Source organism: Arachidicoccus rhizosphaerae (assembly GCF_900107765.1).
GTDB lineage: Bacteria > Bacteroidota > Bacteroidia > Chitinophagales > Chitinophagaceae > Arachidicoccus > Arachidicoccus rhizosphaerae.
In genome coordinates this window covers 77,000-95,515 of sequence record NZ_FNQY01000015.1, presented here as the reverse complement: position 1 = coordinate 95,515, position 18,516 = coordinate 77,000, and the positions used below count along the sequence as shown (strand labels likewise).

Genomic DNA, 18,516 nt, shown 5'->3' with positions numbered 1-18,516 from the left:
AATAGTCTCATCAGATAACTTATAAGTTTCCTAATGCATATCCTTCTGCTTTAAGGCTGAAATACGCCTAAATAGCCTCCGCCTGCCTGAAGGTCCAGTTGGACGGCGGTATTTTTTGTGATCTGATCCTGAGTGATAATTTTCGTATTGCGGGCATTGGTCTGATCCTGGAGCGCCGTAAGCTTGTATTTACCTTTGCCCAGGAAGGATAAGTTGATGGTAATGTTTTTGGCATCAGGTCCATTTAGAATGGCCAGGTACCAGGTTTTTCCTTTTTTTCTGGCAAAGACGGCGATTTCTCCGATTTTACTCTGGGGTAAAACAAGGGTTTCGTCCCAGGTTACCGGAAGCTGCTGGATAAAAGGCAGAGCGATGCTCTGGCTTAAATCCTGTGGGTCTGCGCCCAGGCATAAAAACGGAGAAGTGAAAATAGCAGCCGTCGAAACCTGATGGGCCAAAGTGGTGGAAGATGCGTAATCCGCAAAACTAACCGGCGTGTAATCAGCAGGGCCGGCAAGGTACCTGGTAAAGGGAAGAGTCGTATTGAGTACTGGCCAGTGTTGATTGTCTTTTTGCTCCAGTCCCCGGACTCCTTCCTGACTGAGTAAATTGGGGTAGGTGTACTCCATGCCGGTACCTTTATTGGCTCCATGAAAATCCACCATCAGATGGTAGTATGCCGCTAGGCTGGCTGCCCTTCTGTAAAAGTCTATTTTTTCCTGAGTCTCTGCATTGATAAAATCTATTTTTAAGCCTTTTACGCCTAGAGCGGCACATTTTTCAAGGAAGCTCCGTAGGTAAGCCGTATCCTTTAAACCCGGAGTGCCATTATGCGGGGGGTAGGCCTGCCAGACCCAGATCCCAACACCTTTATTTGTTGCGTAGTCAATCTGTTCTTTTAATATCTGCCAGTGATCCTTGCCCGGTGCCTGCCATTTAACCCATCCGTCATCTACCAGATTATATGGAATCTGGAGGCTGGCGGCATAATCAGTGAAACGCTGAATATTTTCCGGAGTAACGGCTCTTTTATTACTCATCCAGGTCCAGATGGATTTTCCCGGTTGAATCCAGTCAGTATGTAGGCCTTTGGGATATAGTTGCTTGTCAGGATCTGCACTTACGTCTCTAAGGATATCATTATTTACAAGACCATTCAGGTCTCTGGCTACAGTAATCAGTTCCCAGCCACTGGAAAGTCCGGTCTTATTATCTGAATGTACCGGACCGGCCAGTGTGTAGTTTAAATAATTGTCGCCTTTATAATGGGTAAGGTAACTACCTGCAAAGCCAAAGATATTCGACTCTGATAGGGTGGCATATATGCCATTCGGGTATTGTAATGTCAGGGGCATGCCAAGATTAAGGCTATCTGCCAGCTGATTAAAGGCGGCTTTCTGGTAATTGGCTTCATACGTGTGGACATCGCCCTGCCACCAAAGGGTGGTAGTAGCGGGAAGCGTAACCTGACTGGTAGTCCGGGTGAGGGTTTTGCCGTCTGCCGGCAAAGCGTATTTGTAGGCGACGCCGTTATTATACATATTTACGGCTAAGGTGAAATCCGTTAACCCGTCTTCTGATTTTATTAGAAACTGGTAGGTGTTTTTGATGATTTTTGCCTCATTGTGGTTACCTCTGGTTTCAATGGTCCTTTTTTCTTTTTTATGAAACGCCGTTTGTTGAATGGATTTAACGGAGGGCCCAAAATCCAAAACCTGATCATGACCTAACTCGAAACGGATATTGCCAGAGGCTAGTTGCTGTGCCTGATAATAAACATTATATTGTAAGGATGGCCTGCTTTGCGTCTTGCCGATTGTTAACTGCATCTTGATTTGTCCGTCGGGACTTTGAAGCGTCGCACTGCTCTGGGCGAGACATTGGTTGGTAAAAAAGCATAAACTTAAGAGCATCAACAGAAGGTAGCCCAGAAAAACCTGGTTTTTTGTGTTGTTGGCAGTGGCAGGAAAGTCATTCACCTGTTGAACAGAGGGATTTGGAGACCAGTCAGTCCTTGCCTTAATAAAAGCAGCGATGCCATTCAGGTTTTCTAAAGTCATAGACAATTTTTTATAGTTTAAAATTTAGGTGATGAAGCAAGTAGGGATAGCCTTTAAATAGGGACGAAGTTTTAAAGTAGCCAGTTCAGACCATCTTGCCACTCCCCATCAAAACCGTTATGAAAATATGAAAATTTTATCAGGTGTACCGGTTATTAACATTGCGGTTGAAATTGCCTTCGGTTAGCAGGCTGGCTGGAAGCTGTTTAGTTGCAGGCAGGAGGAATGTGATGACTGGCTAAATGACAATAACCCCTTGTGATTGAAACATTCTTTCACAAGTGGTTATTGTTAGTAGAAGGATAGATAAGGGGCTGAAAACTAGGTGAGTAATGCTTTCCCTTTTATAGTCTTGCCAGGTATTCTTTTAAAATGCCGCCCAGAGTTTGAAGGCCCGCATCAATACGTTCCTCTGACATATTAGAGTAGTTAAGCCTTAGGGTGTTTTCTTTGGGGTTATTGGGGAAAAATGAGCCGCCGGGTACAAAGGCAATTTTTGATTGCAGGGCTAATTCAAGTAAGTGCCTGGCGCTGGCATTTTCCGGTAATTCCATCCAGGTAAATAAGCCTCCCTGTGGATAAGTATAGCTTATGTTTTCGGGGAAATAACGCTGGATAGCCTGTAGCGCTATGTCGCGCCGTTTTTTATAGAGTGCCGCTATCTTTTGAATGTGCTCATCAATATCATATAGTTCCAGGTATTTAGCGATCACCATCTGTGCAATGGTGTTACATTGCAGATCTGTTCCTTGTTTGATGAGGACGTATTTACGGATCAGTTCCTTATCGGCTGCAATCCAGCCGATCCTGAAACCCGGGCAGAAGATCTTAGAGAAGCTTCCGGTGCAAAGTATTTGACCTGTTTTGTCAAAAGTTCTGACAGAGGGGAGGTCTTCGCCTTCAAACCTTAACTCGCCATATGGGTTGTCCTCAATGACTGCTACATTATATTTGCTGGCAAGTTCAGCTAACTGCTGACGTTTTTTTAAATTCCAGGTCTTACCGGTCGGATTCTGGAAAGTCGGGATAACGTAGATTAGTTTTATCCTTTCTGTTGACGCTAAGGCTGCTTCCAGCGCCTCCATGTCCATGCCCTGCTGATCAGTAGGAATTTCTATGAACCTGCATCCGTACGCTTTAAAGGCGCTGATGGCTGCCAGATAGGTTGGGCTTTCACAGAGCACAATATCGTCCTGATCTAAAAAGACCTTGCCCGATAAATCCAGACCTTGTTGAGAGCCATGGGTAATCAGAATGTTATCTGCATCAAAATCTGTTCCCAGTCTGCTGTTCATGCGTTCTGCAATCCAGTGCCTTAGAGGAGGATATCCCTCGGTAGTAGTGTATTGCAGCGCTTGGGTGCCAGACTCCTGTAATACTAAATGCTGTACCCGGTCAATGGCTTCAATAGGGAATAGTTCGGGGGCCGGTAGGCCTCCTGCAAAGGAAATAACGTCGGGTTGTTGGGTGACTTTTAAAATCTCTCTGATTTCTGATTCTTTGATACTGGCCATACGATGAGCCAACTGGACTGCCATACTGGTTTAATTTGTGGTGTAATGATTTTTACACTTGATTAGTAGATGCTTTGCTTATTCAAATGTATAACTAATGCCCGGAACCGGAGGCAATAATTTATCCGGTATTTAAGTAAATTTACCTTATAGCCAATTAGTTACCATTTGTTAGTAAGTTCATGGGAGCATCTATGGTATTTCCATCTGCCCTTGTTTTTGAAAGGCATACAAAAATATTGCCGGGATAAAGGAAGGTAAAATAAGTATGCTATTATGCTAAATTTGGCCTTAGGTTCAGAAAAAAAGCGGAAGTTTGTTGTGCAATTACCTGCAAGCACGGATTAAACCGGGTTGAAGGATAATTATTGAGCTTTAAAATGAAAGGGACTTTATGCATATATTGATTGTTGAGGATGATCAGATAATTGGTAAAAATGTAGAAATCGCTCTAAAAGAAGATGGTTTTGAGGTATTGTTATGTCGTGACGGATTGGCGGGAGAGGAGGCTATTAAAACAGGCAGCTTTGACTGTATAATACTAGATATTAATCTGCCGGGTAAAAGCGGGTTTGAGTTATGTAAAATAATCAGACATGCGGATAACCTTACACCAATAATACTACTGACCGCATTTGATGAATTAGAGGATAAAGTCCAGGGGTTTGAGAGTGGTGCTGATGATTATGTGACCAAACCTTTTTATATGAAAGAATTGTCCTTGCGGGTGAATTCTTTAATTAAAAGAAAAGGGAAGGGAGAGGTAAACAAAGGGAACAAAGGCGAAAGCAAGTATTTAAGAATTAATGATCTTGTGCTAGATTTAAAAGATAAAAGGGTTAATAGGGCTGGTCATAATATCGATCTGACACCAAGAGAATTCCAGATATTATTAAAGTTGGTGGAAGCCGGCGGAGCTTCTGTATCTAAAAAAGACCTGGTAAAAGAAATTTGGGGGAGCCTGTTTGATCATAATACCAATACGATTGAGGTATATGTCAATTTTCTTCGCAATAAAATAGATAAACCATTTGGTTATCAACTAATTAAAACCAGGATTGGTTATGGTTATTATATAGAGACGCAACAAATTGAAGGGGCATGAAAATCAGAAAGAAAATTCTGCTTTATTTTTCTGTGACGACGATTGCGCTTACTGCTATCGTGCTGTATTTGATTTATGCCCTTTTTGGAATTTACAGAAGAGAGGAGTTTCAGGACAGACTTAGTGAAAAAATTACTTTTTCCTTAAAATTTCTGGGGGAAGTTCAGCACGTTAGCCAGACCTTGCTGAATAATCTGGACCGAATAACCATCAACGATATTTATGATGAGAAAATGCTTCTTTTTGATGGCAATAAGCGTTTGATCTATGCCAGCCTGGATGATACTAAAATTCATCAATCAACCCATATATTGAGTATCCTGGGGCCTCATAAAACCTGGATTGAAACCAAGGAGGGGAAATTTGATGTTGTCGGGGTTTATATTAATATGGATGGGCGAAGCTTTTACGGGATTTATAAAGCTTATGACCGGTTTGGTTATACACAAAAAAAAATTCTGGCTTATATCCTTTGGGGGGCATTTGCTTTTATTAGCGTTGTGACGCTGATTGTAACCTTCTATCTTTCCAGACAAATTTCCTCCCCTATCAATAAAATGGCCCAGGAAATGAACCATATTAGCCTGGAATTAGGTAACGCATCCATTACAGTACCCAAAACAAAAGACGAAATTAATTACCTGGCTATTCGCTTTAATGAGTTAATGAGAAGATTGGATAATGCTTTTGCCTTTCAAATGCATGCGGTTCATCATATATCTCATGAACTAAAGACCCCCATTGCTATATTAGTTTCCAATTTTGATCAAATGGAAAAGCAATCGGATCCTGAAATTATTAAATCTTTTATCACCGTCCAGAAAGAAAACACACTCTCCCTAGGAGAAACGATTAATGCTCTTTTAGAAATTTCTAAACTGGAAACAGGCAATCAGGCCCTGACAATGCGGTACAGGGTGGACGAACTACTCTTTGATGTGATTGAGAAGCTTCAGGTATTAGCACCAAATTATCAGTTTAAAGTGACATTTGGCGAACTGGAGAATGAAGGCGGGTTGAAGGTATTGTGTAATCCAAAACTTATCAGCATTGCTATAACGAACTTATTGATGAATTGTATTCGCTATAGTATGCGTCCGGAGGCATCCATTACAATTAAAACCGAACAGGACCATATATATCTGGAATTTAAAAATGATGGCCCTGTAATAAATGAAGCAGAACAGGCTTATCTTTTTAATTATTTTTTCCGTGGTGAAAATAGTAAGAATAAAGGAGGGTTCGGACTGGGACTTGTAATGGTGCACAAGATCATTCAATTGCATAAAGGCTCTATAAGCTACCATACGGAGGTTACAACGGTTTCTAATAAGAATTCTCAAGGTGTTGAGCTAGCTAATATTTTCACAATAAAATTGCCTTTAAGTTGATTTTTATCTGCCTTAAGGTCTTTTTAAGGTCTTAAACACAACATTTGCCGCCTGTAAATCAAACAAGAAAAGCGTGCAAATAAGGACAAAATACCTGAAATGGTGGATAATAGCAGTTATGATTTGGTTTGGGGGCAGTAGTTTAAAGGCGCAACAAAGGAGCTTGCCTAGGCCGATTCCGCATCAATTAGTAAGTCAGGAGGATGCTGATAATGATACGCTGATGCTCTCATTAGAACAGACAGACAGCCTATTTTTAAACCATAATTTTGATCTGCTGGTAAGTCGTTATCAGGTCAGCTCTGATTCGGCGCTGATTCGTCAGGCCCGTTTATGGGATAATCCAAGTTTTACTGCAGAATTAGGCATGAATAGTATAAATCACCTGAAGCCAAATTTTGGCAAATCAGGTGAGACTGCTTATACAGTTGACCAGATTATACAATTGGCAGGTAAGCGAAGTAAATCAGTGGCCCTGGCAACATTTAACGCTGATTATAGTGAAGCTAGTTTTATGAATCTAATGCGCACTTTAAAATGGCAGCTTCATGCCAGCTTTACCGATTATTATTTTAAATACAGGAGCATCCAGGTGCTTAAAGAACAGCAACAGATTCTGGATAGAATCGTCGCGGCTTATCAAAAGGCAGATTCCAGCGGCAGTGTGGCTCACGGAGATTATATGCGTTTAAGACAACTGCAGATTAGTTTGAAAAATGATGTGCTTTCTGCATTAAGTCAACTAAATGATCTGCAACAATCTTTACAGCAATTATTAGGAATTACCACTCCGATTCTGCCTGTTTATAAGGAAGTGGGAATATCCAGTCGGTTGCCTGGTAACCTGATGTTGAGCGGTTTAATCCAAAAAGCGTTAACCGTAAGGCCGGATATGCAGATGAGCGTGCTGGATAAAAAAACAGCAGTTGCGAATTATCAGTTACAAAAGGCAATTGCGGTACCTGATTTACATGTGGGGGCCTCCTATGATCAGAACTCTGGAGTGGTGCATAATTATATGGGATTAACATTAGGAATTGATTTGCCTTTTTGGAACAGAAATCAAGGGAATATTCGCAGTGCCCGTTTACTGGTAGATCAGGCCGGAATTAAAGGGGAGCAGCAACAAAACATAGTGATAACTGAAGTCTCGGGGGCTTATCGAAAATACAAAGATTATAAAGAGGCTTTCAAGCCAAGAGAACTAAATGATTTTCAGCAAAATTTTTACACACTGATAAGTCAGGTGGCTGATAATTTTACCAAAGGAAATATCACTTTACTTCAATTTATTGACTTTTTTAATAGCTATAGCGATAATTACAATGACCAGAATGGTTATTACAGTGCATTATTAAATGCTTTTAATGATTTAGAATACGCTGTAGGGAGTTCCTTACAGACAGAGGAATAACGCATTGCTCTTAATATATAATACCCCATCGATAAATAAGAAAACTGAAAAAATTTAAAATGAATAGTTGTTTTTTGAATTTTATAAATAAATCCCATTTAGGGCAGAATCGTCGAAATCTTTTTATAATGTATTTGGCATTAAGCTGCATGATTGTTTTTGCTGCCTGTACAGGTCATAATGGCAAAGATAAAACAGGGTTGCAGGATGCCAAATCTGAATCAGAAAGTACTGCTGAAAGAGAAGCTAAACTTCCTATAAGCCGTAATATGTTGGCGGGAGCACAGTTAGATACAGTGCATTATGAAAAGGTGGCAGGGGTATTTACTGTAAGCGGAAAGGTTACTGTAGATGACAGCAAGCTGATTCAGGTTTTTCCGACTTTAACAGGGTATGCCACACAGATAAAAGTACAATTAGGAGACTTTGTCCAAAAAGGACAATTGCTGGCTGTAGTTCATAGCGGAGAAATTGCGTCCTATGAAAACCAGCTTTCAGATGCCAGAAGCAATTTGCTGGTGGCTCAAAAGCATTTAAAAGTTGAAAAAGATCTAAAAAGTTCTCAGTTGGCAACAGACAGAGATGTTACAGATGCTCAAAGCGAGGTAAGTAAAGCGCAAGCCGCCATTATTCAGGTTGAAAATCTATTTCAGATTTATAGAAAAGGTTCTGGGTCAACTTATGAAATACTGGCACCGATTTCTGGATATATTATCCAAAAAAATATCAATAATGGAATGGCCATTACCAGTGATAATAATCAAAGCTTGTTTACCATCTCCGAAATCAATGATGTCTGGGTGGTGGCCAATATCTTTGAAACAGATATTCCAAAGGTCAAGGAAGGTTATAAGGCAGATATAACCTCCATCAGTTATCCGGATTCTGTTTTTCATGGAACCATTGATAAGGTATATAACTTTTTAGATCCGGTTAGTAAAACCATGCAGGCGCGCATTAAAATAGAAAATAACCATGGTCTTTTAAAACCTGAAATGTTTGCTTCTGTGAAGATTCATTATCCTGGTAAAGATAGCTTAATTGCTATTCCTTCATCGGCTATCATTTTTGACAATAATACGCATTATGTTCTGGTACGAGGTGGGGGAGATAGCCTGTCTGTCAGAGAAGTTCTGCCAACCACCTCTGAGGGAAATATGACGTATATCCAGACTGGATTACATGCAGGTGAGGCCGTGGTGACAAAAGATCAGCTATTGTTATATAATGCCTTGTTGCAATAAGTAGATTTTTTAATTAAAGTAATCTAACGGCATTTCAGAATTTAGTTATTGAACAGCAAGGGGTTGTTGTCTGGATCTTTTTTATCTATAATCAAGTGACATGAATAAATTAATCAAAGGCGTAATAGGCGTCTCTCTTAAATATAAATATTTTACATTTTTCCTTGTAGGACTCTTAGCGATTGCTGGAATAATCAGCTTTAAAAATACACCTATTGACGCCTTTCCTGATGTGACTAATACCAGTGTTACCATCATTTCCCAATGGCCGGGCAGGAGCGCAGAGGAGGTGGAGAAGTTTGTAACTATTCCCATTGAAATCGCTTTAAATGCAGCCCAGGAAAAAGCACATATCAGAAGTACCAGTATTTTTGGACTCTCGACTGTAAAGGTGACTTTTGACGACCATGTAACGGATAAAGACGCCAGAATACAAATTAATAACCTGATTGGCAATGCCGATCTGCCAAATGGAGTTAAACCGGATATTCAGCCTCCTACTGGCCCAACAGGTGAAATCTTTCGGTATACGCTAAAAAGTAATGTTTATGGTCCCATGGAGTTGAAAACTATCCAGGATTGGATTGTGGACCGTGAATTAAGATCCGTGCCTGGTGTGGCTGATGTAACTGCATTCGGAGGCATGGTTAAGACTTTTGAGATTCAGGTGCAACCAGAAAAAATTAAAAGTCTCGGGATCAATTTGCTGGATGTATACGACGCTGTGGCGAATTCCAATATTAATATTGGTGGGGATATGATTGAGAAAAATGACCAGGCTTATGTGGTCCGGGGAATTGGATTGCTTAATAGTATTGATGAAATTAAAAATGTAACGGTCACTAATATAAACGGTGTGCCTGTTGTTATTGGCGATATCGCAGATGTGGTGGTCTCGCATTTGCCACGATTAGGGACAGTTGGCAGAACAGATGCTATCGATTCTGTTGGTAAAAGACTGGGCACTACTAATAATGATGACGTGGTTGAAGGGATTGTGCTGATGCGCAGGGGCGAAAATCCAGAGGCCGTGATTCCTTTGTTAAAAAGTAAGATTGAGGAATTAAATAGCAAAAAACTGCCAGCTGGGGTTAAAATCAATCCTTTTTATGACAGGGAAGACCTGGTGAATCTGGCAACACATACAGTTTTACATAATCTGATTGAAGGTATGCTACTTGTGACAATTATAGTTTCCCTATTTATGTTTAACTGGAGAACCACTTTAATTGTATCCATAATAATTCCATTATCTTTATTGTTTGCCTTTATTTGTTTAAGGCTTATGGGAATGCCCGCTAACCTTTTGTCTATGGGAGCCATTGATTTTGGAATAATTATCGATGGGGCCGTTGTTATGGTGGAAGGTTTATTTGTAATTATGGATCATCAAGCCCGAACAATGGGGATGGAAAGATTTAATAAGTTGGCTAAAATGAGTCTGATTAAGAAAAAAGGAGCCAAGCTGGGTAAGGCAATTTTCTTTTCTAAACTAATAATTATAACCGCTTTATTGCCCATTTTTGCCTTTCAGAAAGTAGAAGGTAAGATGTTCTCTCCTCTGGCTTATACATTAGGCTTTGCCTTGGTAGGAGCCTTAATATTTACGTTGACTTTAGTACCGGTCATGGTAAGCGTCCTTTTAAATAAAAATGTGCGGGAAAGGCATAATCCGATCGTGCACACGTTAACTTCCGGGGTCATGCACGCCTTTAAATTTACCTTTAAAAACAGACGGTTCACATTTATTTTGTCGGCGATAATAATGGTAGTTGGATTGTTTTCCTTTAAATTTTTAGGAACAGAGTTTATGCCTGAGTTGAATGAAGGCTCATTGTGGATCCGCGCTTCCTTGCCCTATAGTGTTGCATTAGGTAAATCTAAGACAGTCGCAGATGAAATTCGTCAGAAATTACTGACTTTTCCTGAAGTAAAAAAGGTAGTTTCTCAAACGGGGAGGCCGGACGATGGGACAGATGTAACAGGTTTTTATAATATCGAATGTGATGTCGCCCTTTATAGCCAGCACGACTGGCCGAGCGGAGTTACCCTTGATAAGCTTATTGATAGCCTTCATAAAAGTTTGTCAGTTATTCCGGGAATTGAACTGAATTTCTCCCAGCCGATTATGGATAATGTGGAAGAGGCCGTATCAGGGGTAAAAGGTTCAATCGTTGCTAAAATTTATGGTGATTCTCTGCCTTATATGGAAGCAGAGTGTGAAAAGATTGCAGCGATGCTTAAAACTGTTCCAGGTATTGCCGATGTTGGCGCTATTAAAAATATAGGTCAACCTCAACTGCAAATTGATCTGGATCAGACCAAAATGGCTATCTATGGAATTACCACTGCCCAGGCCAATGCAGTTATTGAAACGGCCATTGGCGGTAAGGCCGCTACGGAGCTTTATCAAGGTATCCGTAAATTTGATATAAGAATCCGATTTCCTGAATCTTATAGAAATGATATTGAGAAAATAAGCAATGTAATGGTTCCTTCCATGTCGGGCGTACAAATACCATTGCATGAAATCGCGAATTTAAAAACCATAATTGGGCCTACACTAATCTTCAGAGATGACCATGAAAGGTATGCCGCAGTAAAATTTTCTGTGAGAGGTAGGGATATGGGAAGCGCTATTGAAGAGGCTAGGGCAAAGGTTGGTAAGCAGATTCATCTTAATAAAGACTACGACCTTGTCTGGCAGGGTGATTTCGAAAATCAGCAAAGAGCACAGCATAGACTGGCTCAAGTGGTGCCAATAAGCTTATTGTTAATATTTTTATTACTTTTTGTAATGTTTGGAAGTTTCAAGGACGCCGGGTTGGTTTTTTTGAATGTTCCATTTGCCTTGGTTGGGGGGATATTTATGCTATTATTGACAGGTACTAATTTCAGTATCTCTGCAGGTATCGGCTTTATAGCCCTCTTTGGAATCTGTATATTGGAAGGAGTTCTATTGATATCAGCTTTTAAAGATAACCTTGAACATAAGGTTAATGGGCAAAGGTTGCCATTAGGAGAAGCAGTGCACAAAGGCGTCCATATTTTGACTCGCCCGGTTCTTATGACTGCACTTATGGCCATTATTGGGCTTCTGCCTGCAGCCATGGCAACCGGAATCGGCTCAGAAAGTGCAAGGCCACTTGCAAGGGTTGTAATTGGTGGGCTAATATGCGCCACCATATTTTCTTTATTAGTCTTTCCGGTGATTTTTAACAGTGCTTATAAAAAATCGTATCATTCTCATCCGGGTAATGGTGCAGGTAAAAATAAACAAAAAAGAAAGGATAAAGGAGAGAATGCAGATGAAGGTAGAAAAGGAATGGATTTTCCTGATACCTCAAATTAACGTAAGATCTTAATTGATTGAATATCAATTAAATAATATGTGTTATTTAGGAGATTTTGAGTTTATGAAAACTTGTTATGGAGTAAAAAGAAGAGGTCGGTTTAGAGAGATGAGTACAATCTAGACTACCTTGGATTTTGGGGTGAAGAATTTATTTCTTCACCCTTTTTATATAGCAATTGTCAGATAAGAGTATGTATGAATTTATCAGTAAAAAAACAAAAGGCAACAGCTGTTACGAATGCTGTTGCCTTTTGTTTAAGTTCTTTAATTTTATTTATTAATTATTAGCTTTTTACCAACCTGGGTTTTGTTCCATATTTCCTTTACTAAGTAATATCTGGTCGCTTGGGATTGGACTTAGATATAACTTGTCATTCCATTTACGCATCGAAACAGTGTAAGGAGCTATTAATTTTTTAGTGCCATCCCAATCGTCGTAGGTAGTGATATTTACACCGCTGAATATTTTGGATCCAAAGTAATTGTCATATTCTTTTTGGACTGCATCACTTGCTACTATTCCGTAAACGGTATTTGGATTTTCTAACAATTTACCTGCTTTCCATCGAACAATATCATCCCATCTGAATCCTTCAAAAGCTAGCTCTATTCTTCTTTCTCTACGGATTTCGTAGATTAATGGTGATATTGTGTAGCCATAACGGGGAGTGCCGTTGATCGTGGCATTGGGATCTGTTGGAGGATTGATAGTTAGCCTTGCCATTTTACCATCTGGTAAGGATGGTTCGTCCAGTCGGCTTCTTAGTTTATTAATACTTATATCTAAATCTCCTTGGGTAATTGTTCCTAGTTCTGCCTTAGCCTCGGCATATATTAAAAGTACTTCAGCATATCTAAATATGTAGAGGTCATAAGTTGTCTGATTAGCTTCATTTTGGGCTGGAACGGGACTACGGAATTTAGATGCCATAAATCCAGTCGGAGAAGAACTACTGATGTCTGATAAATAATTAGACACGGGTATTGTTCCATTTAAATAATAAGGTAAAAAACGATTGTCTATTTCGTTTCTAAGTCTTGGATCTCTGTTCTGAAATTCGATAGCTGTGGAGTCGTCTCCTTTATATAAAGAACTAAGCGCAATTGGTTTGCCGTCTGTACACAAAAAATCATCAATTAAATCTTTACTTACACCAGAACCTGACTCATTGACCGACCTTGAAAGTTGATGTGTTAACTGATCAAGCCTGTAAATTTTAGGTAATACACATTCTGGATTTGTGGTTAGATCTTCCTGGATAAATTGCTCTCTGTAATAGAGTGGATAATCTTTATTAGCCACCGTATTAGTTTTGCTGTCAACCAAATCTCCATCCTTAAAATAATAGGCAGCATCTGGTTTATATATAGAATATCCTCCATTATCCATAATGTCTTTTGAAGCAGTAACGCCTTTTTCTAAATATTCCTCCCATCCTGATTGATTTCTATATTTCATCCAGGTACCTTCATAAAGACAGACACGAGCTAGCATTTGCTCTGCAGCATATTTGTGCAACCTGCCTAGTTCAACGCTTGATGGCAATGGTAGTAATTCAATTGATTTATTAAGATCAGCTATTATACTGTCAATTACAATTTTTCGATCTGTTCTGGGGGCATACAAAAAACTACTGTCATTCACATTTAAGTCTTTGTTTATCCAAGGAACGTCTCCAAAAGTTTTTACTTTATTGAAATACTCGTAAGCCCTGAAAAAATATATCTCTCCAAGGTATTCATTTATTTCATCCTGTTCGCCAGTGGCTGTCTGGTAATGTGTTAGGAAGTAATTTGCATTCCGGATATATGTCCAGTTGGTATAAGCCCAGCCACCGCCGCTTGATGGTACCGTTGTTAAACCGTAAAGGTAATCATTAGGTGTATTGGGAACGCAATTATCACTTTGATTATCTGATGTAGCAGACGGCGTAGCTAAATCTGGATAAAAGTTATTACAATACAGTTTTAATTCATCTGTTGTCTGCCAGTAATTTAAGTCCGTAATGGCATCTTGCGGTTGTCTATCAAGTACCTTCGAACAGCTAATTGATCCAATAATGAGGCAGAAAGAAAGTAGGGATAAGATTAATTTTTTATTTTTCATGGTAAAAATTATTTAAGTGTTATATTGATCCCTGCAGAAAAGGATTTTGTATTTGGATATCCCATAAGGTTCAGGTTTTCTGGGTCATATAATTTTGATAATCCAGTAATGGTTAAGATATTCTGACCAGTTAAATATAATTGGACATTATCAATTTTAGCCCTTTTCATCCAAGGGCAGATTAAATTATAGGATATTGTCAATTGTTTCAGCCTGATGTAGGCTGCACTTTGTAAATATCTGTCCGGTGTACCATAACCACTACCTCGGTTTCCGTGTCCTCCGTCTATATAAGGCCGGGGTAAATATGCATTTGTATTTTCATAACTCCAGAAGTCGGAAGCTAATTCCATTGGAACATCCCATTGACTATTAATGCCGTAAAATCTATTGTCGGGCGTGAAATCCTGTTTGCCTACTCCTTGGAAGAACAAACTAATGTCTAAATTTTTCCAGGTAAAGCCTCCATTAAAGCCAAATAGATATTGTGGATTGCTATTTCCAATTATTCTTAAATCACCAGTAGAATCTAAAGTGTTATTTCCGTTATTAATTTTGCCGTCCCCATTTAAATCTACGTATTTTACATCCCCTGGGTTCCATGAGCCACTGTATAACTGTGATTGATCGACCCAATTATTAACATCCTGCTGGCTTTGAAAAAGGCCTGCTGTTTTAAATCCCCAAATTTCGCCAATTTGCTTCCCCACATATAAATCTCCAAGGTAATTAGTCGGATTATCGTATTTGGTTATGAAAGCTTTTGAATTAGAAACATTGAATCCAAGACGATAACTTATTTCTTCACTGATTTTGTCGTGCCAGTTTAGATTTAGTTCCCAACCTTTTGTTTTTAAATCTGCTGCATTTTCGACAGGAACAGATGCTCCCAAAATCGCAGGCAAGGATTGCCCAGCTGTTAGCATACCAATTGTATACCTTGTGTAAACATCAATAGTTGCTGATAGCCTGTGTTGCAGGAACTCTAAATCAGCACCAATATTCCATTGTCTGACCTTTTCCCATGTAAAATTTGGATTAACTAATGCACCAGGTGCTACCGATACTGGTAAGCTTTTGTCGGATCCTAATATGTAGCCAAGCTCAGTATTAATGGCATAGTCTGAAACATAAGGGAAGTAATCTCCATTATCAGTTAGTTGGTTTCCTAATGTTCCATAGGAACCCCTTATTTTAAACTCATTTATAATATTGTTTAACCCGGAATTGTTTTTCCAAAAGTTTTCTTGAGAGATTCTCCATGCACCAGAAACGGAGGGTGCCATGACATAACGGTGTCCCGGCTCGAATCTGCTGGAGCCATCATATCTTCCGTTGAATTCTAGGAAATACTTATTGTCATAATCGTAATTCAGTCTAGCGAAATATCCTTGTACTGCCCAGCTTTCTATACTGCCATCTACGGTTTGTACTCCTGTAGCCCGATTAATAGCTGCCAGATCATTATCAATAAGATTAGTTCGTCCTGCATAAGTGCTTTTAAATTGTTTTACCTCTTCATTATATCCACCCAATAATTTAAAATGGTGAAGTCCAAAGTTTTTGCTGTAGTCACTATATAGGTTGAGAGCATGATAATAGTCATTATCATTGGTTAGATTAATCTCATTGGGATTGGTCCAGGGATAATAGTTGAATGTGCCGTCTGCGTGATATTCCTTAAATAACCTTGTTGTAAACTCGTTATTACTTGAATATGGATTAAAGGTATAATCTAGATTTATGTTCCAATCCTTAATCGGGTGGACAGCTACTGCTGCAGTTAACCAGAGATCATTTTTCTTGGTTTGGCTATGTCCGCCTTCCGCGCCTACGGCAAATGGATTGGTGAATGAACCTTGACCGGCCCAGTTCCCATCGGGGTGTTTTATTGGCATTAAAGGACGCAAATCGTTCTTAAGTTGCCCACTGCTTGCAGTTATCCCTGAATTGCCATTACTGCCTCCAGAGGGATGATCTTCATATGTATAGGTGTAACGTAACTTGCCAGAAACAGTTAACCAGGATGTAATATCAGATGCGATATTCATGTTGATATTATGACGTTGGTAATAATCGTGATAGGATGCAAGCATTCCATTTTGTCTGGAATCGCCATACGACATGTAATATGATGTCTTTTCAGAACCTCCGCTAAGGGATATGTTATTTTGTTGTAAACTCCCAGATTTGTATAAAGCATCTGTCCAATCGGTATTCCCTACATATGTATAATATCCGCTTATATCTATACTTGGATCGTATAAAACATATGGATTGTTTGCCGGGTCATTGTAATAGGCTGTTACACCGTCTCTGATTCTTTGTGAAAAATAAGCGCCATTGCCTGCATTGATACTGGCGGTATCCATATAATTAATATATTCCAAGGAATTCATGTATTTAGGATTCACCAGTAACTTATTGGTGGCATAAGAGCTACTTAGCTTGATCGTAGGAGCCTGATTATGTTTTCCTGTTTTTGTCGTAATCAGAATGACTCCATAAGCAGCTCGTGATCCATAAATAGCTGCAGATGCCGCATCTTTTAAGACAGTAACACTTGCTACATCATTGGGGTTGACTAGGTTCGGGTCTTGAACTACTCCATCAACAAGTATGAGGGGAGAGCCTCCATTGATACTTGTATAGCCCCGAATATTAAAGCTTGCTCCTTGGCCGGGTGCAGCACTATTCTGTGTGATTTGCAAGTTCGGAATGACTCCTTCTAGTCCAGCTCCTAGGTTATTTATAGGGCGATTATCTAACACTTCTCCTGAAACTTGTTGTACAGCTCCGGATAGGTCTATTTTCTTCTGTGTACCATAACCTACAATTATAACATCCGATAAGGCGGCATCATTATGTTGCAAACGCATCATAATAGTGCTCTTCTCTCCATTTGAAACTATAAAATTAATGATAGAGTCATTATTATAACCTATATAGCTGAAATATAGATTATATGGATGTCCTGGTAACATATCAATAGTAAATGTACCTGTTGAGTCACTTAGTACTTGGTCAGTTTTTTGAGTCTGCTTATCTATTACCTTAACAGAGACTCCTTCTAGTGTTACCCCAGATTCTGTAAGAACATTACCCCTGACTGATGTGGACTGCTGCGCGTACAATCCTCCTGAACAAATCATTAGGAGAAATCCTAATCCTGCTTTGAACTTCATGAATATTTATTTTTATGAGTGATAGGACATAAAATGGCCAGCATCTGTTTTTGGCAGATGTAATATTTTTTTAATTAAAATTATTTATTTGTTATTTGAATCTTATTTCCCTTTCTATTATATTTCAACTGGTTTAAGTTGCAGATAGCATCCAATAAGATATTTAAGGAATCTCCATACATAATCTTTCCTGTAAATTCTCTGTCTTTAAGGATTGCGGGGTTCACTGTTATCTCTACATGGTACCTGGCGGATAGTTGCTCAAAGACATTTTGCAATGGAGATTTTGAAAAGCTGAAAGCTTCATTGGTCCAATTTGTTTGTACTTGTTTATTTGAGGTAATTGCGCCATAGTCTGATAATATTTTCGATTCCTTCCTTTGTTGCGTATTGCTTACTATATAGTTCCCTTTTATTTTTGATATTTTTATTTTTTGCCCAGGTTTTAAATATATATTTTTTTCTGGAATGTTATTTTGGATAGATTTCACTGCGATGCTTCCTTCTAGAAGTGTAACGGTTACCTCTCCCTTGCTTTTATTGTTATTTACCCAAAATGAGGTTCCAATATCCAAGGTGCCAATGCCATTGGCAATTACGGAAAATGGTTTATTAGGATTATGAAGTACATCAAATCTTGCATTTCCCTGCATGTACACAAAACGGTTTTGTGTGAAATTGCTTAAGTAGCTTATTTGCGCCTCTGGTTTTAATAATACCCCACTGCCATCTGGTAGATGTATGTATGAATCTGATTTTGTTTTATTGGTTATAATGGTTCTAGCCAGATCCTGAGTCAAAGGCAAATTGCTGGTTGGGTTTATTGTGATATTTAATAGATAATATCCGGCAAATACTAACCCTATCAAACAGGCTGCTATTAATAATATTTTGTACCAGTTACCTTGCCCGTTTATTTGTCTTTTAATATTTTTATGCATTTTAACCCGAATTACTTTGGGTATAATTGCAGGTTGGATTTGTTCAAACTCCTGGTCAGGTAATATTTGATTTAATTCTTCATCAGATAAACTCTTAAGGTATTCAGCAATTTTTTCTGCTTTATTATCTTTTAATAGTTCATCTAGCTCGTTATTTAGAAACCTTTTTATTTCTTCAGTTGTGAATACGCTATTCATTT

10 protein-coding genes are annotated in these 18,516 nt (G+C 39.0%); 5 read left to right on the top strand and 5 right to left on the bottom strand.

Features of this window, described 5'->3' with window-relative positions:
* Positions 1–50: 50 nt before the first annotated feature.
* Complete coding sequence (locus BLU80_RS13100) at positions 51–2,060, bottom strand: glycoside hydrolase family 97 protein (protein ID WP_091399236.1); 2,010 nt, start codon at positions 2,058–2,060, stop codon at positions 51–53.
* A 344-nt stretch (positions 2,061–2,404) separates the two neighbouring features.
* Complete coding sequence (locus BLU80_RS13095; RefSeq protein WP_091399232.1) at positions 2,405–3,598, bottom strand: aminotransferase-like domain-containing protein; 1,194 nt, start codon at positions 3,596–3,598, stop codon at positions 2,405–2,407.
* A gap of 370 nt (positions 3,599–3,968) precedes the next feature.
* Here BLU80_RS13095 and BLU80_RS13090 point away from each other — a divergent pair, with 370 nt between their 5' ends.
* The 5 genes from BLU80_RS13090 (at position 3,969) to BLU80_RS13070 (ending at position 12,080) form a co-directional block, all read left to right on the top strand.
* Positions 3,969–4,679, top strand: coding sequence for a response regulator transcription factor (locus BLU80_RS13090; RefSeq protein ID WP_091399229.1), 711 nt, complete (start codon positions 3,969–3,971; stop codon positions 4,677–4,679).
* Positions 4,676–6,070, top strand: a complete 1,395-nt coding sequence (locus BLU80_RS13085; RefSeq protein WP_091399226.1) for a sensor histidine kinase — start codon at positions 4,676–4,678, stop codon at positions 6,068–6,070. Before BLU80_RS13090 ends, BLU80_RS13085 begins: the two co-directional genes overlap by 4 nt.
* Before the next feature lie 118 nt (positions 6,071–6,188).
* A complete protein-coding gene (locus BLU80_RS13080; RefSeq protein ID WP_091399222.1) occupies positions 6,189–7,484 on the top strand; it encodes a TolC family protein in 1,296 nt (431 codons plus the stop codon).
* A gap of 128 nt (positions 7,485–7,612) precedes the next feature.
* Positions 7,613–8,728 carry an efflux RND transporter periplasmic adaptor subunit gene (locus BLU80_RS13075; RefSeq protein WP_170831238.1) on the top strand — a complete coding sequence of 372 codons (1,116 nt, stop codon included), beginning with the start codon at positions 7,613–7,615 and terminating at the stop codon, positions 8,726–8,728.
* 100 nt (positions 8,729–8,828) lie between these two features.
* Positions 8,829–12,080: an efflux RND transporter permease subunit gene (locus tag BLU80_RS13070; protein ID WP_091399216.1), complete on the top strand. Its 3,252-nt coding sequence runs from the start codon at positions 8,829–8,831 to the stop codon at positions 12,078–12,080.
* Positions 12,081–12,375: 295 nt separating this feature from the next.
* Here the strand turns inward: BLU80_RS13070 and BLU80_RS13065 are convergent, their stop codons facing one another.
* The 3 genes from BLU80_RS13065 to BLU80_RS13055 all read right to left on the bottom strand — a co-directional run bounded on the left by BLU80_RS13065 (position 12,376) and on the right by BLU80_RS13055 (position 18,514).
* On the bottom strand, positions 12,376–14,190 hold the full coding sequence (locus BLU80_RS13065) for a RagB/SusD family nutrient uptake outer membrane protein (RefSeq protein WP_091399213.1): 1,815 nt from the start codon (positions 14,188–14,190) through the stop codon (positions 12,376–12,378).
* Positions 14,191–14,198: 8 nt separating this feature from the next.
* Positions 14,199–17,375 carry a SusC/RagA family TonB-linked outer membrane protein gene (locus BLU80_RS13060; protein ID WP_091399208.1) on the bottom strand — a complete coding sequence of 1,059 codons (3,177 nt, stop codon included), beginning with the start codon at positions 17,373–17,375 and terminating at the stop codon, positions 14,199–14,201.
* A gap of 80 nt (positions 17,376–17,455) precedes the next feature.
* Complete coding sequence (locus BLU80_RS13055) at positions 17,456–18,514, bottom strand: FecR family protein (protein WP_091399205.1); 1,059 nt, start codon at positions 18,512–18,514, stop codon at positions 17,456–17,458.
* Positions 18,515–18,516: the final 2 nt, after the last annotated feature.